The organism is Nocardia anocheti, from assembly GCF_029675105.1.
Taxonomy (GTDB): domain Bacteria; phylum Actinomycetota; class Actinomycetes; order Mycobacteriales; family Mycobacteriaceae; genus Nocardia.
On record NZ_JAQQFV010000004.1, the window covers coordinates 51,380 to 68,704 of the forward strand.

The following is a 17,325-nucleotide window of genomic DNA, read 5'->3' on the forward strand; positions in this document are numbered from 1 at the left end:
CACCGGGGCGCACAGCACGATGCGCCCGATCCACACGAATGGGCTCGCTGTCACGGTAGCCGAGCCGTCGGTGTGACCGATCACACCGGCCGGCCCCTTAAGAGGCCCCGGGCGCGGGTGGCACACTGGATTCGTCAGAAAAACCCGGGGACCCGCTACGGGCCTCGAGGAACCAGACGAAAGGGACGATGATGTCCGTATCCGATGAGCAGACCCCTGCCTACGGTGCCGCTCCCGCCGAACCCGCCCCGACCGAGCAGCCTCGCCGCAAGACCCGCGTCCAGCATCTGCAGCAGATGAAGGCCGAGGGCCAACGCTGGTCCATGCTGACCGCCTACGACTACTCCTCCGCGCGCCTGTTCGAAGAGGCGGGCATCCCGGTGCTGCTGGTCGGCGATTCCGCCGCCAATGTGGTCTACGGCTACGACACCACCGTGCCGATCACCGTCGACGAGCTCATCCCGCTGGTGCGCGGTGTGGTCCGCGGCGCCCCGCACGCGCTGGTCGTGGCCGATCTGCCCTTCGGCACCTACGAGTCCTCGCCGCAGCAGGCGCTGGCCACCGCCACCCGCTTCATGAAAGAGGGCCTGGCGCACGCGGTGAAGCTCGAGGGCGGCGAACGTGTCGCCGAGCAGATCGCGCTGATCACCGCCGCGGGCATCCCCGTGATGGCCCACATCGGTTTCACCCCGCAGAGCGTCAACACCCTCGGCGGCTTCCGCGTGCAGGGCCGTGGCGACGGCGCCGAACAGCTCATCGCCGACGCCATCGCCGTGCAGGAGGCCGGTGCGTTCTCGGTGGTCATGGAAATGGTCCCCGCCGAACTGGCGGGCCAGGTGACCCACAAACTCACCATCCCCACCGTCGGCATCGGCGCCGGTGCCGACTGCGACGCCCAGGTGCTGGTCTGGCAGGACATGGCCGGATACACCAGCGGCAAGACCGCCAAGTTCGTCAAGCGCTTCGGCAACGTCGGCGACGAACTCCGTTCCGCCGCCGCCGCCTACGCCGAAGAAGTCCGCCAGGGCACCTTCCCCGGCCCCGAACACAGCTTCTGACCCGACCGCACCACCGGCCCTGTACCCGCGACCCCGAGGAGCAGTGGCCGGTCGCGGCCGGGCGAGCGTCCCAACAAACCCAACCCCGCACCCGCGACCCCGAGGAGCGGCGGCCGACGAAGTCGGCCGGTCGCGGCCGGGCCGCCGGTCAGGCGCCGTTGCGTAGGCGACGAAGGAGCAAGCAACGGCGCCTGACCGGCGGCCCCCAGGGGCCGCGACCTCGAGCGCGCCAGCGCTCCAACAAACACAGTGGCAGACTCGGGAGTGTCAGTCTCCGAGTAGTCAGAGGTATCGATGCCGCATCGTCGCTGGATTTCCCGAACCGTCTTTTCGCTGGCGGGAGCGCTCGCCGTCGCGGGTCTGACCGCCTGTGGCAGCGCGGAACCCGCCCAGGACGGTGCGGCGGGCACCACCACCTCGGCCGTCGCGACCACCACCACGGCCGCCAAGCCCGGTGACGTGGCCATCAGCGACGCCGCGGCCACCCAGCTGTGCGACATGATCCGGCCCGAGCTGTCGAACTTCCGGGTGCAGGGCCCGACGCTGGGCCGGTTCTCGCTCAACGCGATGGTGCACGAGTGGGCGCTGCGCAACGGCGGCATCAACGCCCAGGTGCTGGCCGACAAGGCCATCGTCGACCGGGTCACCACCGGTGCGTGCGCCGATGTCCGCACCGAGGCGCTCACCGCGCTGGAACTGCCGAATCTCGCTGCCGGACTGGCCTTCTGATGCGCGATCTCTACCCCGAGATCGAGCCGTTCGAGCACGGGCTGCTCGAGGTGGGTGACGGCCAGTCGGTGTACTGGGAGGTCAGCGGTGCCCCGGATGGCAAGCCGGTGGTGTTCGTGCACGGCGGTCCCGGCGGCGGCGCCGGGCCGCTGCAGCGGCGCTTCTTCGATCCGGCGGTGTACCGGATCGTGCTCTTCGATCAGCGCGGCTGCGGAAAGTCGGTGCCGCACATCGCCGATGGCGCGAGTCTGGAGACCAACACCACCGCGCACCTGATCGCCGATATGGAACTGCTGCGCGCTCGGCTCGGCATCGAGCGTTGGCAGGTGTTCGGCGGGTCGTGGGGCTCCACGCTCGGCCTGGCCTACGCGCAGGCGCATCCGGAGCGGGTCACCGAACTGGTGTTGCGCGGCATCTTCCTGTTGCGGCGTAAGGAGATCGACTGGTACTACAACGGCGCCGCGGGCAATGTCTACCCGGCCGAGTGGGAGAAGTTCCTCGCACCGGTGCCCGTCGAGGAGCGCGACGGCGACCTGGTCGAGGCCTATCATCGGCTGCTGCATGCCGACGATCCACAGGTCGCGCTGGATGCCGCGGTGGCCTGGTCGACGTGGGAGGGCGCGACGAGTTCGCTGCTGCCGCAACCGGATCGGATCGCCGAGACCGGCGAGGCGCGCTTCGCACTCGCCTTCGCCCGCATCGAAAACCACTATTTCCGGCACGGCGGATTCCTCGACGAGGGACAGTTGCTGCGTGACATCGATCGGATCGCCGACATCCCCGGGGTGATCGTGCAGGGCCGCCACGACATCGTCTGCCCGGCGGTCAGCGCGTGGGACCTGCACACCGCGTGGCCCGCCTCCACCCTGCACATCGTGGAGGACGCGGGACACACCGCGCACGAGCCCGGCATCACCCACCACCTGGTGACGGCGACCGACGCGTTCGGGAAGCGAGACTGAATCATGGCGACCACGGCTGCGACCGCCCTGCGCGACGCCCTGCGCGAGGACATCGATCGGCTGCTGGCCGCCGAACCCGACGTGCGCGCCGACGCCGACGACTCGGTGCACCAGATGCGAGTGGCCACCCGACGGCTGCGCAGCGTGCTGCGCTCCTATCGCGCGCTGTTCACCGGCGACCACTCGAAAACCACCGCGCGCGAACTGAAGTGGCTGGCCGACATCCTCGGGGTCGCCCGTGACGCCGAGGTGCGCGCCGCCCGCTTCAAGAACCTGCTGCGCGACCACGACGACGTCCCGGTCGAGGTGATCCGGGCACTGGTGGGCGCGTCCCGGCACGTGTACGCCACCGGCCACTCCGAGGTCCTCACCACCCTCGACGGCGACCGCTACCGCCGCCTGGCCGACACCCTCACCGACTGGCGCACCGATCCCCCGCTCACCACCGACGCCGCGGACACCGATGCCGCCAGCGCCTTCGAGCGCGTGCTACGCCGCGACCGCAAGCGGCTGCGCGCCCTGGTCCTCGCCGAACCGACCGCCGCCCCCGCCGACCGCGTCGAGCTGCTGCACGACATCCGCAAGGGCGCCAAGCGGCTGCGCTATTCCTGCGAGGCGGCCAGCGAGGTGCTCGGCGACGCCGCCGCCGATCTCGGCACCCGGGCCAAGCGCCTGCAGACCGTCCTGGGCGATCACCGCGACGCCGTCGAATCCCGCGAGGCCATCCAGGCCGCCGCCGCCGAGTTGGCCCCCACCGGCGCCACCCTGTTCGAGCTGCTGGCCGACGCCGAGGAAGTCGCCGCGGGCCAAGCCCTGGCCCGCTACCCCGCCGCCGCCGCCTTCGTCACCGGAACTCCCTGAGACAGAGCCGAATTCGCCGCCTCCCGCGCTACCCGGACGGGGCGGCTCCGGTTCCCGCCGGACGACGTCGTCGACGCACCGCGACCACTACCGCCCACACCGCCGTCGCGGGCAGGGCGACCGCGAGAACCAGGATCGCCGGATACAGCAGCGCGGGCAGCATCATTCCGAACGCACCGAGCAACACCCCCACCGCGATCTCACGAGCCCGACCGCCGACCCACAACGCCACCCCCCAGCCGAGGACGAACACCAGCCAAACCGGCATGCTCACCTCCGGCAGGACCACGTCCTGCCCGGCCAGGGCGTAGAGCGCGGCCAGGGTGAAAACGACCGCCACGGTGCCGAAGCTCCACGGCCCGAAAGCCCTCAACTCCTCCTGCACGTCCTCGATCTCGGTGTCGTTCATCCGTCTACCCCAGGATTCCGACGCCGACACCGACCACCACGTTCAGCCCGCCAGCGGCCAGCAGCCCCGCTGCGATCCCCCGCGCCACCTCCCGCCCGTCCCAGCGCCGCAGCACCATCGCCACCGGCACCGCGACCAGAACACCGGTGAGCGACCCGACCGGCAACGCCCACCGCTCCGGCAGACCGGTCATGCCGTCCAGCAGCGCCGCGGCGAGAAACGCCACCGCGTAGGCGAGCACGGCGAACACCACCACCGCGAGAGTCGCACTCATCCAGTACCGCTGGTCCGGCGGGATCAGCGCGCTCATCCCAGTGGCATATCGCTCGGGGTGATCTTGCGGACCACGGGTGGATCGTCGACCCCACCGGCTGTGGTGCCGGGCAGATCGTAGGTGCCCGGATAGCCCGGTCCCGGGTCGCCTTCGGGGAACTGCTGGATGGCCTTGAACTTGTCGAAGACCTTCATGTCCGAGCCCGGGACCTCATGGTGGAAAGGCAGATTCGCGACCGGCCCGTGTTCGCCGCCGGTCACCGCCGGGTCGATGGCGATCTCCTTCACGCTCCCATCCTGACGTTCCTGGTACACCTCGAGGGAGGGATAATCGGTACGGGTGCCGTGTACGGTGACGTCCGCACCGTTCTGGCCCGGCACGAAGACCACGTCGCCGTTGACCGTCCAGATGCCGGACGGATCGGGCGAATGCGGATTGCCCGCGTCATAGTCCACGCGTACCGACCCGTCGGCGGCCTGCCACACCGTGGCCTCGGGCGCTTTGACATCCACCTCGCCGTTGGTCGAGACCGACGGATTCTGCCGCACGACGACGATGCCGTTCTCGTAGTCGACGTAGGTGGTCACCCGGGCGTGCTCGGGATCGAAGTTCGGATCGTTGGTGCGGTTGTCGCCCAGGTCCTTCGGGACGTTGAAGACCTTCTCCTGCTCGATCCACTGCGAGGTACGTACCACACCCTGCCCCGGCACCGGTTCGATGCGCACGACCTTGATCTCGGCGTCGACACCCTTGTATTTGGGGTCGGTGCTCTCGGGGTTCAATGCCAGGGCGGTCTCCCAGTCGACATTGCTGGACGGGTCGCGACCGAACACCTTGCGGAAGGCCGCCGCCGACGCCTCGCGACGAGCCGAATCGTTCATCGGGGCCGAGCTGATCGGCACCTCGGTCTGGATCGGGGAGTCGCCCTCCGGCAGTCCCGCGAAGGCCTTCTCGACGGCGCTCGTCACCGTGTCGGCGGCGGTGCGCGCGGCTTCCAATGTCTGTTTCACCGACGCGGTGGCGGCATCGGCGTCGACCTGCAACGCCCCAGCTGCGGTCGTGTACGACGACGCGTCGGGTAGCTGGGAGAGCAGGGTCTGGTGCGTGCTCGCCGACAGGCTGACGGTGCCGTCCTCGGCGACCGTGTAGCCCTTGCCCTCCGCGGTGCGGATGGCATCGGCCAGCGCGGTGCGGGCGGCGTCGAGGGAGTCCGCCCCGGATCGTGCCGCGGCGGCGCCGTCCTGGAGCGCGGCGAGGAACGTCCTGGTAGTGGTGCGCCGTTGCTCGTGGGCGGCCCGCATCGCCTCTGCGGCACTCCCCTGCCAGAAGTCGCGACCGGCGTCGACCGCGCGGTGGTTCGCATCATCGAAGGCGGCGAGCTTGCCCGCCTGCGCCGACCAGGTGTCCCCACGCGCGGTGAGCGTCGCCGGTCGCCAGGCCAGTACCTGTGTGGTGGTGAGTGTTCCCGCCGTCTGCTGCGCGGTACTCACGCCGAGTTCTCCCGGTGTGCGCCGACAGTCATCGTGCCCCCCTTTTTCGTCCCGGAACCCCTTCGGCGGCCACTATAACCACGGGCACCGACAGACGGGCGGCGATGATCAGGGGACGTAGGTGAAGGCGAGGGTGCGGGTGGTGGGGTCGGCGGCGGTGAGGCGGGCGCGGACGGTGTGGCCTTCGGGGGGTTCGCCGGTGCAGCGGGCCAGGATCGGTGGGGTGGCGACGAAGATCTCGGCGTCGCGGGAGCCCTCGGCGGCGCGTAGGACGACCGCGTCGAAGTCGGTGCCCACGCGCGGGCGCAGCACGGTGGCCTCGGTCAGGTCGACGCAGGCGCGGTCCACCTTGCCCGCCACGGCGTCGGTGCGGCGCATCGTGTCCACGGCCGCGGCCAGCCCGTCGCTGACCCATCGCGGCACCTCGGTGCCCGCGCAGTAGGCCAGGCAGATCTCGGTGGTGAAGCGGTCGGCCAGGCGCCGCAGCGGGGCGGTGACGTGGGCGTAGGGGGCGCCGATGGCGCTGTGGGTCAGCCGATCCGGACCGAGGTCGTCGAGCCCTTCCAGCAGCGTGTAACCGGCACCGCGCAGCAGCGTGGTGGCCTCCGACATCAGCACCAGCGACTCCGCCGAGTTGGCGTCGAGCCCGGCCAGGAACCGGCCGACCGGAATCGCGTCGGGCCAGGTGAGGCCGAGCGCGGCGGCGGTGCGGCGCATGGACTCGACGGCGCCCGGCGGGGGCGGTGGCATGGTGCGCAGCAGGCCGAGCGGAGTTCCCTGGTGCGCGAGCATGATCCGGGCCGCGCACATGCCGGTGAGCAGGGAGACCTGTTCGTTCCAGTCGTCGGCCTCGGTGCGTGGTTCCAGTTCCAGCCGCCAGTTCTCGCCGTCGCGCACCACGTCCTGGGCGGGCAGGCGCAGCGAGATGGCGCCGCGGTCGAAGCCGTCCTCGATGCGCAGCTTGCCGAATTCGGGCAGCGCGGCGATCGAGGGATGGAGGGTGCCCGCGTCGGCGTCGGCCTGCACTCCGGCGTAGTCGAGCCGGGCGCGCGAGCGCACCAGCGCGCGGGTCACGGTGGCCGAGCGGGGCACGGCGGCGGCGTCGAGCTCGATCGTCCACAGGGCGGCGGGGCGGTCGCGTTCGGGCAGCAGACTGGCGGTGTCCTCGGACAGTACCGGCGGATGCAGCGGCACGGTGCCGTCGGGCAGGTAGAAGGTTTGGCCGCGGGCCAGGGATTCGCGGTCGAGCGCACTGTCCGGCACGATCACCGCGCCCAGATCGGCGATGGCGTAGTGCAGGGTGAAGCCGGTGTCGGTGCGGATCAGGCACAGCGCCTGGTCCAGATCCAGCGCGCCGGGTGGGTCGATGGTCACGAACTCGATGTCGGTCCGGTCGACCCGGGTGCCCGCGAACGCGTCGACCGCGTCGCGGGCCTCCGAGACGGCCTCGGCCGGATAGTCCGAGGCCAGCCCGAATTCGGAACGGATGGCGCCGAAGTCGACCGGCGCCGAGACGATCCGCGGATGGAGTTCCATCCGTGCAGCGTATTACTGCAGTGCCAGCATGGTCCCGTTGAGCTGGTCGAACGGGCCGTACACGGTGAAGGTGACCCGGCCGTTGGGCACGGTCGAGGACACCGCGGCCGCGGCGTCGAGCGCCTGGCCGAAGGAGGCCGCCGAGGGGTGCGGCAGACCCGCGACGGTCAGGCCGAACCGGGTCTGGTGGACCCAGGCGGTATCGGAGGGGCTGAGGTCGACCTGGACCCCGCCCGCCAGCGGGGTCACCGCGACCGCGCTCGCCGAGCCCGCGCCCAGCGAAGTGAGCACCGCAGCGGCTCCGGCGATCAGTGCACCGGCGACAATGGAACGAACTACCCGCATGTGAATGTGACCTGCTTCCACGATCGAATGTGTTGGACTCGCCACGATCGGCGGCGAGCCGGACCGACGGCGAACACTCTATGACCTCCCTCACGTTCCCGGCGAGTTCCTGCGCATTTTCACCGACCCGACACACGTTCGGCGGCAGTTGTTACTGTGTCGGCGGCACCCCCGGCAGACGCCGGGGCCGTGCAGCACCCACTTCGATAAAGGGGAGTTCCGAGCGTATGTCGTCGCTGCTTTTCGATTACCTGTTGCCGATCCTCGGCCCGGACCAGGCTGCGTACTGGGCCCAGCTGCTGGTGATCAACCCCGCATAGCTGACGCCGAACAGATCTTCAACCTGTCGCCTCCCGTTCATCCGACGGGAGGCGGCGCGTTTTCCGGGGCATTAGCATCCCGCTGCGTGAGTAGAACAACCGCCGCCCTCGCGGCCAGTGCCACCGTCTTCGCCCTGCTGCTGGCGGGCTGTGGCGACGATTCCGCGGCCACCGAGCCCGCATCCACCACCGCCGCCCCCACCGCCCAGCTCGACGCGAGCAAGGCGGGCATGTTCGTGGTGAGTTACCGCAACGCCTTCCCCAAACTGGCCGAGGGCCGCGACGACGCCGCGCTGAGCGGACTGCTCTCGAAGACCTGTGCCGACATCACCGCGGGCAAGTCCAAGGACGATGTGGTCGCCGGGATCGAGAAGAACGCGAAGAACGGCGCCACCGCCGCGACCACCGAAGAGGCGCAGGCGATCTACGAGATGTCCAAGCTGATGTGCTGAGGCCGGTTCCGGCACACGCGAGGCGGCGCTCCCCGAGTGGGGAGCGCCGCTTCGTCGTTCGAGGGCGGACGAGTCGGCCTGTAAGCCGGATCCTGTCCCCGGTTCACACCGGGTGGCGACCATCCATCTGGACACACCGTCGCCGGGTGCCTCGAGCGGTCCACCCGCAGGCTCGGGCGAGCAGCCCTCGAACACCTGCGCAGCCGCACCGCGAGGTGCGACCTTCGACCTTGCTCCGGGCGGGGTTTACCTAGCCGCCCCGGTCACCCGGGGCGCTGGTGCGCTCTTACCGCACCGTTTCACCCTTACCGCGCTCGCGCGCGGCGGTTTGTTTTCTGTGGCACTGTCCCGCGGGTCGCCCCGGGTTGCCGTTGACAACCGCCCTGCTCTGTGGAGTCCGGACTTTCCTCGGCCACGGGCAGCGACACTGTGTGCCCGTTCCCGTTGCCGCGGTCGCCCGGCCGACTCGTCCGCCGCTACAGCCTACTCGGTACGGTTAGCTCTCATGGAACGTGTCGACGTCAGTTTCCCCTCGGGTGACCAGCAGTGCGCTGCCTGGCTCTACCTGCCCGACGGTGCGCCCCGGCCGCGACCGTTGGTGATCATGGGACACGGGCTGGGGGCAACCCGCGAAATGGGGTTGGATCGGTATGCGCGGCGGTTCGTCGCGGCGGGGATGGGGGTGCTGGCGTTCGACTACCGGCATTTCGGGGGCAGTGAGGGCGCACCGCGCCAGCTGCTGCACATCGCCCGGCAGCGGGAGGACTGGAAGGCCGCGATCGCCTACGCGCGCAGCATCCGTGGCTTCGACGCCACCCGGATCGCGCTGTGGGGCACCTCCTTCGGCGGCGGGCACGTGCTCGCGGTGGCCCCCGACGACGACTACATCGCCGCGGTGGTCGCGCAGGTGCCGTTCACCAGCGGCTGGGCCTCGTCGATGGCCAAGGGCCCGATCAGCCTGACCAAGGTGGCCACCATCGCCGCCACCGACCTGCTGGTCGGCCCGATCCGGCGCAAGCCGATCGGCATCCGGCTGGCCGGGCGCAAGCGCTCGGCCGCGCTGATGAGCGCCTCGGACGTGCCGGAGGGCTACGGCAGACTGGCCGAGGAGAGCGCGACCTACGAGCCGAAAGTCTCGGCGCGGGTGGCGTTCTCGACGCTGTTCGACGCGCCGGGTCGCCGGGCGAAAGCGGTGAAGGTCCCGGTGTTCTACGCGATCGCCGAACACGATTCGATCGCCCCGGCCGCGCCCACCCGTAAGGCGGCCGAGCGCACCAAGCACGCGGTGGTCAAGCAGTATCCGGTGGGCCATTTCGACGTCTACTTCGACGACGTCTTCGAACAGGTCGTGCGCGACCAGACCGATTTCCTGGTCTCGATCCTGCGCCCCTGAACGACAACGGGGGCGCGGCAGCCAGGTTCGGCCGCCGCGCCCCCGCCGGGTTCGTCGCTCAGATGGGCTGGAAGCCCGCGCCGACGCCACCCGCGCGATTCAGCACATCGAGGATGACCTGGATGGGCTGGAAGTAGGCGGGCGAGTGGATCGGGTTCGCGCCGCCCGTGCACGGGACGTCGAAGTCGATCGGGCCCAGGCCGGTGAGCCGACCCTGGTTCATGCCGACCAGGCGATCGCCGACCACGACCGGGCCGCCGGAATCGCCGGGCTGCGAGCAGTACTGGTTGATCGAGGTGCCCTCGAGCTCACCCCACACCACGCCGCAGCTGCGACCGCTGGTGCGGCCGTCCGAGCACACCGTGGTGCCGGGTCCGGGCGCCGCGCCGATCCCGGCGACGGTGGTCTGGCCGACGGTGCGCACGGGCAGCACCTTGGCCGCGTCCAGTTGCAGGACCGCGAAGTCCAGGTATTCGCCGTCGTCGGAGAAGGCGACGGTGCCGATCACCCCGGCGTGCAGCGCCTGCTCGGCGCCGACCCTGGCACCGGTCGGGGCGCAGTGTCCGGCGGTGATGCCGACGAGCCTGCCCGCGTTGTCGTGCCCGATGGTGGTCAGCGAGCAGCCGGAGTTGTTGTCGAAGACGATGCCCGAGGCCGCGCCGAGCACCACGCTCGGATCGGCCGACACACCACCCGCGCCCGCGGATGCGGTGAGCGCCCCCGCGATGGCCGCCGCGAACGCCGCCATCCGTAGAAACCTCATCAAGTACCTTTCTCGATGGCCGCGGCATTCCGCGCGCCCGTGAACCTTTCGGGGGCGCGGGCGTGATCGTTACGCGGCCGCAGGCCAGCGCCGACCGTACCCCGTGGGGGTGGTCGCGGCTAACCGACCAGGTACGAGGTGTCGTTGACCAGCCGCACCGAGGCGCCGCCGTCGGGGTAGAACTCGGCCACGCACAGCGAGGCGAGGTCGAGGTGCAGGCGGTACAGCAGTGACGGGCCGACGCCCAGCGCCAGCTGGAGCAGGGTCTTGATCGGGGTGACGTGACTGACCACCACCACGTTCTGCCCCGGATACAGCGCGACCAGATCGCGCCGCACGCCCTCGATGCGCTCACGCACCTGATCGAAGCTCTCCCCGCCGGGGGCGGGCAGCGACGGGTCACCCAGCCAGGCGGCGTGCAGGTCCGGATCACGCTGGGCCGCTTCGGTGAAGGTGAGTCCTTCCCAGTTGCCGAAATCGGTCTCGGTGAGTCCGTCGAGGACGCGCACGCCGACACCGAGCGCGGTCGCCGCGGCCTCGGCGGTGGAGCGGGCACGCTGTAGCGGCGAGCTCACGACGGCCGCGATGTCGCCCTTGGCGGCCAACATCTTCGCCGCGCGCTCGGCCTGTTCGCGGCCCAGATCGGTCAGCGGCGGGTTGCCGCGACCGGAGTAGCGGCGCTCCACCGAGAGCGCGGTCTGGCCGTGGCGCAGCAGCAGCAGGCGGGTGGGCCTGCCCACGGCGCCGGTCCAGCCAGGTGACGAGATGGGGTGGGCGGCGGCGGTTTTCGCTACCTCGGTCGACCGGGGCGCGGGCGCCTGGTCGCTCGGCGTGTGGCCCGCCGCCACGGCCTCACGGACCGTGCCGACGAGCGCGCCGTCGTCCATCGCCTCGTTGGCCAGCCGGTCGGCGTGGGAGTTCTGCGCGCGCGGGATCCAGGTGAAGTCGACCCGATCGAATCCGGCGACGAGCGCGCGAGCCTGTTCGGCGAGCGGGATCATCGACGCGTGCTTGACCTTCCAGCGTCCCGACATCTGTTCGACGACGAGCTTGGAGTCCATCCGCACCCGGACCACCCGGGCGCCGAGTTCGGCCGCGGCCGCCAAACCGGCCAGCAGACCGCGGTATTCGGCCACATTGTTGGTGGCCACGCCCACGTATTCCCTGCGCTCGGCCAGCACCCGCGCGTGGTCGGCGTCGAAGACGACCGCGCCGTACCCGGCCGGGCCGGGATTGCCGCGCGAACCGCCGTCGGCCTCGACGATCACCTCCGTCGGTGACACCTCAGAGCCCGGATTCCTTGGTGCGCACCATGATCGCGCCGCACTCGGGGCAGCGCAGCACCGCCTCGGGGGCGGCCTTGGCGATGCGCTGCATCTCGCCGCGGTCGATCTCGATCCGGCAGGCGCCGCAGCGGCGGGCCTGCAGCAGGGCCGCGCCGACGCCGTGGGCCGCGCGCTGCTTGTCGTAGACGGCGAGCAGGTCGTCGGGGAACAGCCCGATCAGCCCGTCGCGGTCGGTCTCGCAGCGCTGCTGGGCCACGGCCAGGTCGGCCATCGCCTCGTCGCGCAGGCGTTCGGCGTCGGCCAGGTCCTGCTCGGCCTTGCTGAGCCGGGCACCGGCGTGATCGTGGTCGGCGGCCATCGCCTCGCGCTGTTCCATCACGGTCAGCAGCTCGTCCTCGAGCACCGAGCGGCGCCGCTCCAGGCTGCCCAGCTCGTGCTGGATCTCGGAGAGCTGCTTGGCCGCGACGGTGCCGGAGGTGAGCATCGCGCGGTCGCGGTCCTCGCGCTTGCGGACCGCGTCGACCTCGCCCTCGAGCTTGCGGATGTCACGATCCAGGTCGTCGATACCGATCTCCACCGCGACCGCGGCGTCCTTGTAACCGGTGCGCTCGGCGGCCAGCCGGGCCACTTCCCGCTGTTCGGGCAGCGCGGTGCGCCGGTGGGCGATCCGCGTCAGCTCGGCATCGACGGCGGCGAGCTGCAACAGCTTGGACTGGACCGACGGTTCGACATTCAACGCGCACGAACTCCTGAACACGGTGGACGGATGGGTTGGTCAACCGTACCGCGCCGAGGGGGGTGGTCATGCCGGGACCCGAAGGAGTCGGGGGTGGGAGGGAACCGATCGGCTCGCTGGTGCGTCCAAGTCCGTGTGACCTCCTCGACGCCCGCCACTGACGTGGTCCTGCCCTTGCGCCCGCACGTGTTCGATCCCCTGGGCGAGCAGCGGCAGCTCCAGCTGACCCTGGCCACCGCGCTGCCCCCGGTATGCCTCGTGCACGGACGACCGGCGACCGGGCCCAGGGACGAGAACCTCCGCTTCTGGGGCAAGCCGGGCTCCTATCGTCAGGAGGGATTCGGCCGGTTGTTCTACGAGACGATCAAGAAACTCGTCCTCGGCCGCCTCGTCATCGACTGCAACGAGCCCACCGCCGTGGTCAAGGCCACCTGGCCGGAATGCGAGCGGTGTGCCGCCCGCAGCGACACACGTGTCAAGACACTGATCGCCTACTACGTCTGCAGTCTGTTCCCGCTGGTGCTGGGCGGGGGCCTGTATCTGGCCGCGCCCTCCTCGTTCGCGGTCCTCTGCGGGGCCGCGGGGATCCTGGTCCTGATCTTCGCGGTGGGTCTGGGCCCGGTGTTCTTCGCCCGCATGGACCGCTACCTCGTGGCCACGATCGCGCCCGACGCGGGGTCCGTCACGCTGCGCGTCCACCCCGATTTCGCCCATGCCTGGTCCGGTCCGCGACAACCGTACCGATGAGGCGGTCAGCCGGTGACGGTCCAGGGGTCGGTGCGCAGGGTGGAGACGCGGGTGGTGAGGGTGGGGAGGGCAGTGCGGACGAACTGTTCGGCTTGGGCGCACCAGGGGAACTCGGTGGCCCAGTGGGCGGCGTCGATGATGGCGGGGCCGCCGCGGCGCAGGTGTTCGTCGACGGGGTGGTGGCGCAGGTCGGAGGTGAGGTAGGCGTCGACGCCCGCGCGGATCGCGGCGCCGAGGTACGAGTCGCCCGCGCCGCCGCAGACGGCCACGCGTTGGACGAGACGGTCGGGATCACCGGCGGCGCGTACGCCCCAGACCGTGCGAGGCAGCCCGGCGCCGACGCGTTCGGTGAAGGCGCGCAGGGTCTCGGGTTCGGGCAGTTCGCCGATGCGGCCGATGCCGAGCGAGGACGGCAGCGGCGCGCGTTCGGTGACGTGATAGGCCGGTTCCTCGTAGGGATGCGCGGCGCGCAGGGCGGCCAGCACGGCCAGGCGCGAAGTCGGCGGGGCCACCACCTCGACCGCGTCCTCGCTGACGGTCTCGACGGTGCCGATCGTGCCGATCGCCGGGTTCGCGCCCGTCACGGGCCGGAACTGGCCGGTGCCGGTGGTGTACCAGGCGGCCTCGCGGTAGTCGCCGATGGCACCGGCGCCCGCGGTGAACAGTGCCGACATCAGCGAGGCGGTGTGGGTGCGCGGGACCTGGATGACCCACTTGTCCACGGGGACCATCGGTTTGGGGTCGAGCGGGCCGGTGACGGTGAGGCCGACGGCGGCCGCGAGCGCGTCGGAGACACCGGGGTCGGCGGAGTCGGCGTTGGTGTGCGCGGAGAACAGGGCGCAGCCGGAGCGGATCAGGCGGTGCAGCAGCGCGCCCTTCGGGGTGTCGGCGGCGACGGTGTCGACCCCGCGCAGCAGCAGCGGGTGGTGCACGACCAGCGCCTGCGCGCCCCAGGTGATCGCCTCGTCGACCACGGCGGCGGTGGCGTCGACGGCGAAGACCACCTTGTCGACCCGCTGGGTGGGGTCACCGCAGACCAGTCCCACCGAATCCCACGACTCGGCCAGCTTCGGCGGATACGCCGCGTCGAGCACCCCGATCAGTTCGGCCAGGTCGGTCACCGCTGTCTCCTTCGTTCCACCCGGATCGCCGTCATCATCCGCGCACCGAACCCGGTGCGGCACAAGCATGGTCGATCACCCCGAGGTGCGCACCGGTGTACGGAATCCTGACGGTCCCGTTCAGCGGGTGGCGCCGAGCGCGCGGTGGGGTCACCACAGCGCCGTGCGGAGGGCGTCGATGAGTTGGTCGACCTCGGCCGGTCCGCGGACCGCCAGTCGCAGGTGATCCGGGCCGAGGCCGGGGAAGGTGTCGGCGCGGCGCACGGCGATGCCGCGATCGGCGAGACGTTTGCGCAGCAGGGCGCCGTCCGGGACGCGCAGCAGCAGGAACGGACCGGTCGCCGGGGTGTGGACGTCGAGGCCGAGGCTGGTGAGGCGCGCGATCATGGCGGCCCGGTCGGCGGCGATGCGCTGGGCGTAGCGGCGGGACTCGGCGACCGCGGCGGGTTCGGCGGTGGCGGTGATGGCCTCGAGTTGGAGGGTGCCCAGCGGCCAGTGCGGGCGACCGTGCGTCAGCCGGGCCAGCACCTCGGGCGCCCCGAGGGCATACCCGCAGCGCAACCCCGCCAATGCCCACGTCTTGGTGAGGCTCCGCAACACCAGCACATCCGGCGCCCGCAGACCAGCCAACGACTCCGGGTCACCCGCGGCCGCATCGTTGCTCGGCTCGCCACCCGGGACTGCGTCTTCGCTCGGCTCGCCACCCGGATCGCCCGGCGACCGCGCTGGGCGGCCTGCCTCGGCCGCGCCACGCGTCGGGCCACCGCAGGGTCGCGGCGCAGCGCCCGAAGGGCTGGAACCGGCGCGCACCGGGCCACCCGACGATCCGAGGGACGAAGGGGCCGGACCGGTCGGGAGTACCGCGTCGGCGAAGGCCTCGTCGACGACGAGGAGGCGGCCGGGGCGGCGCAGGGCGTGCAGGGTGTGCGACGGGTGCAGGACCGAGGTGGGGTTGGTGGGGTTGCCGAGGACGACGAGGTCGGCTTCCTCGGGGATCAGGGCCGGGTCCAGGGTGTAGGGGCGGGGCAGGATCACGCGGGTGACCGGGACGTCGGCGTCGCGCAGGGCCAGTTCGGGCTCGGTGAAGGACGGGTGGACGACGGCGGCCAGGCGCGGGCGCAGGCGGGGCAGCAGGGCGAAGCCCTCGGCGGCGCCCGCCAGCAGCAGGACCTCGTCGGGGGCGCGGCCGTGGCGGGTGGCGACGGCGGTGCGGGCGGCGAGGTCGTCGGCGGCGCCGGGGTAGCGGCCGAGGTCGGCCAGGCGCGCGGCCAGGCGCTCACGCAGCCAGGGCGGCGGGGCCAGGCCCTGGACGTTCACGGCGAAGTCGAGCATGCCCGAGCGCGCGTCGACGTCGCCGTGGTGGCGCAGCATCGCGGGGTCGACCGAGTCCTCGAACACAACTGAACACCCTACGTGGCGCCGTTTCGGCGGCTCGGGCGACAATGGGTCGCGTGGGAGCGATTCACGTGACGTTTGTCTGTACCGGGAACATCTGTCGCTCGCCGATGGCCGCGAACATGTTCGCGGCGCATCTGTACCGGGCCGGTCTGGCGAACCGGGTACGGGTCACCAGCGCGGGCACCGGCTCGTGGCATGTCGGCGATCCGGCCGACCCGAGGACCGAGGCGACCCTGCGCCGGGCCGGATACGCCACCGAGCACGTCGCGGCCACCTTCGGCGACGAGCACCGCGACGCCGACCTGATCGTGGTCCTCGACACCGGCCACGACCGCGAACTGGCCCACCGTGGCGTCCCCACCGAACGACGCAGGCTGCTGCGCAGCTTCGATCCCGCCGCCGACGGCGTCGACGTGCCCGACCCCTACTACGGCGACCAGGCCGGATTCGACCTGGTCCGCGACCAGATCGAGGCCGCCGTGCCCGGCCTGCTCGAGTGGGTGCGCGCCGCGCTCGACACCCGTTCTCCCGCGGACGCGCCGCACTGATGCGCCGCCTCACCTTCCTGCTGCGCCCCAGCTGGCTGATCCTCGCGGTGATCGTGGCCGCGTTCGCCTACCTGTGCTTCACGGTGCTGGCGCCCTGGCAGCTGGGCAAGAACACCAGCACCGAGCACCGCAATCAGCTGATCGCCGACTCCGTCCAGGCCGATCCGGTCGCCGTCACCGAGGTGCTCGCCGGTGACCCGACCGCCCACACCGAGTGGCGGAAGGTGACCGCGACCGGCAGCTATGTGCCCGATTCGACGGTGCTGGTCCGGCTGCGCCACCTCGACGGCGCGCCCGGTTACGCGGTGCTGTCGGCGTTCCGGCTCGACGACGGACGCACCGTCCTGATCGATCGCGGCCTGGTCGCCGCCGTGGACGGCACCCGCCCGCCCACGATCGCCGAGCCGCCGACCGGCACGCAGCGGCTCGAGGCCCGGGTGCGCGCGTCGGAGGGTGTGGTCCCCGACAAGGCGCCGAGCACCCAGGACGGTTATCGCCAGGTCTACACGGTCGACACCACCCAGGAATCGACCGTCCTCGACCTCGCCCTGACCCCCGTCCCGACCGGCACCGACAAGGGTGGCTACCTCCAACTCGCCGAGGGGCAGCCGGGCGCCTTCACCCCGTCGCCACTCCCCCAACTCGACGCGGGCCCCTACCTCTCCTACGGCCTGCAATGGCTGGCCTTCGGCATCATGGCCCCGCTCGGCCTCGGCTATTTCGTCTTCGCCGAACTCCGCGCCCGCCGCCGCGAACGCGCACAGACCCCGACGGTCCCGCGCCCCGACGAGACCACCACGAAGCCCGAACCCGCGGCCACGACCACCGAAGCCCGCCTGGCCGACCGCTACGGCCGATCGCGCTGACCCGCGACGACAAACGCGGACTCGTCGGCGC

At 71.3% G+C, this 17,325-nt stretch carries 19 protein-coding genes and 1 other RNA gene; 9 read left to right on the forward strand and 11 right to left on the reverse strand.

Annotated elements, in window-relative coordinates:
- Positions 1-191 precede the first annotated feature (191 nt).
- From panB to QC180_RS11205, 4 genes are all read left to right on the forward strand, one after another.
- Positions 192-1,058 (forward strand): 3-methyl-2-oxobutanoate hydroxymethyltransferase, encoded by an 867-nt coding sequence (panB, locus tag QC180_RS11190; protein ID WP_278262623.1) that lies wholly within the window; start codon positions 192-194, stop codon positions 1,056-1,058.
- A gap of 294 nt (positions 1,059-1,352) precedes the next feature.
- Positions 1,353-1,787 carry a hypothetical protein gene (locus tag QC180_RS11195; protein ID WP_278262624.1) on the forward strand — a complete coding sequence of 145 codons (435 nt, stop codon included), beginning with the start codon at positions 1,353-1,355 and terminating at the stop codon, positions 1,785-1,787.
- Positions 1,787-2,749: a prolyl aminopeptidase gene (pip, locus tag QC180_RS11200; protein WP_278262625.1), complete on the forward strand. Its 963-nt coding sequence runs from the start codon at positions 1,787-1,789 to the stop codon at positions 2,747-2,749. The genes QC180_RS11195 and pip overlap by 1 nt, the downstream gene beginning before the upstream one ends.
- A gap of 3 nt (positions 2,750-2,752) precedes the next feature.
- Entirely contained in the window at positions 2,753-3,610 is an 858-nt protein-coding gene (locus QC180_RS11205; protein ID WP_278262626.1) for a CHAD domain-containing protein, read from the forward strand.
- A gap of 28 nt (positions 3,611-3,638) precedes the next feature.
- Here the strand turns inward: QC180_RS11205 and QC180_RS11210 are convergent, their stop codons facing one another.
- The 5 genes from QC180_RS11210 to QC180_RS11230 form a co-directional block, all read right to left on the reverse strand.
- Positions 3,639-4,019 (reverse strand): hypothetical protein, encoded by a 381-nt coding sequence (locus tag QC180_RS11210; protein WP_278262627.1) that lies wholly within the window; start codon positions 4,017-4,019, stop codon positions 3,639-3,641.
- Between the two features lie 4 nt (positions 4,020-4,023).
- Positions 4,024-4,329 carry a hypothetical protein gene (locus tag QC180_RS11215; RefSeq protein ID WP_278262628.1) on the reverse strand — a complete coding sequence of 102 codons (306 nt, stop codon included), beginning with the start codon at positions 4,327-4,329 and terminating at the stop codon, positions 4,024-4,026.
- Positions 4,326-5,783, reverse strand: coding sequence for a WXG100 family type VII secretion target (locus QC180_RS11220; RefSeq protein ID WP_278262629.1), 1,458 nt, complete (start codon positions 5,781-5,783; stop codon positions 4,326-4,328). Before QC180_RS11220 ends, QC180_RS11215 begins: the two co-directional genes overlap by 4 nt.
- 108 nt (positions 5,784-5,891) lie before the next feature.
- A complete protein-coding gene (locus tag QC180_RS11225) occupies positions 5,892-7,319 on the reverse strand; it encodes an RNB domain-containing ribonuclease (protein WP_278262630.1) in 1,428 nt (475 codons plus the stop codon).
- A gap of 12 nt (positions 7,320-7,331) precedes the next feature.
- Positions 7,332-7,610 (reverse strand): hypothetical protein, encoded by a 279-nt coding sequence (locus QC180_RS11230; protein WP_278262631.1) that lies wholly within the window; start codon positions 7,608-7,610, stop codon positions 7,332-7,334.
- Positions 7,611-8,070: 460 nt separating this feature from the next.
- Here QC180_RS11230 and QC180_RS11235 point away from each other — a divergent pair, with 460 nt between their 5' ends.
- Complete coding sequence (locus QC180_RS11235) at positions 8,071-8,436, forward strand: hypothetical protein (protein ID WP_278262632.1); 366 nt, start codon at positions 8,071-8,073, stop codon at positions 8,434-8,436.
- Positions 8,437-8,501: 65 nt separating this feature from the next.
- On the opposite strand, the gene rnpB is transcribed toward QC180_RS11235, so the two are convergent.
- Positions 8,502-8,905, reverse strand: an RNA gene (gene rnpB, locus QC180_RS11240) — RNase P RNA component class A.
- A 36-nt stretch (positions 8,906-8,941) separates the two neighbouring features.
- On the opposite strand from rnpB, the gene QC180_RS11245 reads away from it, so the two are divergent.
- Complete coding sequence (locus QC180_RS11245) at positions 8,942-9,829, forward strand: alpha/beta hydrolase (RefSeq protein ID WP_278262633.1); 888 nt, start codon at positions 8,942-8,944, stop codon at positions 9,827-9,829.
- Between the two features lie 58 nt (positions 9,830-9,887).
- Here the strand turns inward: QC180_RS11245 and QC180_RS11250 are convergent, their stop codons facing one another.
- The 3 genes from QC180_RS11250 to QC180_RS11260 form a co-directional block, all read right to left on the reverse strand.
- On the reverse strand, positions 9,888-10,577 hold the full coding sequence (locus QC180_RS11250; RefSeq protein WP_278262634.1) for a S1 family peptidase: 690 nt from the start codon (positions 10,575-10,577) through the stop codon (positions 9,888-9,890).
- A 134-nt stretch (positions 10,578-10,711) separates the two neighbouring features.
- The gene (locus QC180_RS11255) at positions 10,712-11,875 is read right to left on the reverse strand and encodes a bifunctional RNase H/acid phosphatase (RefSeq protein ID WP_278262635.1); all 1,164 of its coding nucleotides are present in this window, start codon (positions 11,873-11,875) and stop codon (positions 10,712-10,714) included.
- 1 nt (position 11,876) lies between these two features.
- A complete protein-coding gene (locus QC180_RS11260) occupies positions 11,877-12,614 on the reverse strand; it encodes a zinc ribbon domain-containing protein (protein WP_278262636.1) in 738 nt (245 codons plus the stop codon).
- A gap of 135 nt (positions 12,615-12,749) precedes the next feature.
- Between QC180_RS11260 and QC180_RS11265 the strand changes: the two genes are divergently transcribed.
- Complete coding sequence (locus tag QC180_RS11265; protein WP_278262637.1) at positions 12,750-13,361, forward strand: hypothetical protein; 612 nt, start codon at positions 12,750-12,752, stop codon at positions 13,359-13,361.
- A gap of 5 nt (positions 13,362-13,366) precedes the next feature.
- Here the strand turns inward: QC180_RS11265 and QC180_RS11270 are convergent, their stop codons facing one another.
- Together QC180_RS11270 and QC180_RS11275 are read right to left on the reverse strand one after the other, a co-directional pair.
- Positions 13,367-14,482 (reverse strand): Nif3-like dinuclear metal center hexameric protein, encoded by a 1,116-nt coding sequence (locus QC180_RS11270; protein ID WP_278262638.1) that lies wholly within the window; start codon positions 14,480-14,482, stop codon positions 13,367-13,369.
- A gap of 150 nt (positions 14,483-14,632) precedes the next feature.
- Positions 14,633-15,880 (reverse strand): pyridoxal phosphate-dependent aminotransferase, encoded by a 1,248-nt coding sequence (locus tag QC180_RS11275; RefSeq protein ID WP_278262639.1) that lies wholly within the window; start codon positions 15,878-15,880, stop codon positions 14,633-14,635.
- Positions 15,881-15,924: 44 nt separating this feature from the next.
- On the opposite strand from QC180_RS11275, the gene QC180_RS11280 reads away from it, so the two are divergent.
- Positions 15,925-16,428 (forward strand): low molecular weight protein-tyrosine-phosphatase, encoded by a 504-nt coding sequence (locus tag QC180_RS11280; protein WP_278262640.1) that lies wholly within the window; start codon positions 15,925-15,927, stop codon positions 16,426-16,428.
- A complete protein-coding gene (locus QC180_RS11285; protein ID WP_278262641.1) occupies positions 16,428-17,294 on the forward strand; it encodes an SURF1 family cytochrome oxidase biogenesis protein in 867 nt (288 codons plus the stop codon). The genes QC180_RS11280 and QC180_RS11285 overlap by 1 nt, the downstream gene beginning before the upstream one ends.
- The last annotated feature ends 31 nt before the right edge of the window (positions 17,295-17,325 follow it).

Coding starts and splice junctions, on each gene's coding strand:
- QC180_RS11210 (WP_278262627.1), bottom strand. CDS start 4,019: ATGAACGACACCGAGATCGAGGACGTGCAGGAGGAGTTGAGGGCTTTC.
- QC180_RS11250 (WP_278262634.1), bottom strand. CDS start 10,577: ATGGCGGCGTTCGCGGCGGCCATCGCGGGGGCGCTCACCGCATCCGCG.
- QC180_RS11245 (WP_278262633.1), top strand. CDS start 8,942: ATGGAACGTGTCGACGTCAGTTTCCCCTCGGGTGACCAGCAGTGCGCT.
- QC180_RS11215 (WP_278262628.1), bottom strand. CDS start 4,329: ATGAGCGCGCTGATCCCGCCGGACCAGCGGTACTGGATGAGTGCGACT.
- QC180_RS11285 (WP_278262641.1), top strand. CDS start 16,428: ATGCGCCGCCTCACCTTCCTGCTGCGCCCCAGCTGGCTGATCCTCGCG.
- pip (WP_278262625.1), top strand. CDS start 1,787: ATGCGCGATCTCTACCCCGAGATCGAGCCGTTCGAGCACGGGCTGCTC.
- QC180_RS11280 (WP_278262640.1), top strand. CDS start 15,925: ATGGGTCGCGTGGGAGCGATTCACGTGACGTTTGTCTGTACCGGGAAC.
- QC180_RS11225 (WP_278262630.1), bottom strand. CDS start 7,319: ATGGAACTCCATCCGCGGATCGTCTCGGCGCCGGTCGACTTCGGCGCC.
- QC180_RS11195 (WP_278262624.1), top strand. CDS start 1,353: ATGCCGCATCGTCGCTGGATTTCCCGAACCGTCTTTTCGCTGGCGGGA.
- QC180_RS11205 (WP_278262626.1), top strand. CDS start 2,753: ATGGCGACCACGGCTGCGACCGCCCTGCGCGACGCCCTGCGCGAGGAC.
- panB (WP_278262623.1), top strand. CDS start 192: ATGTCCGTATCCGATGAGCAGACCCCTGCCTACGGTGCCGCTCCCGCC.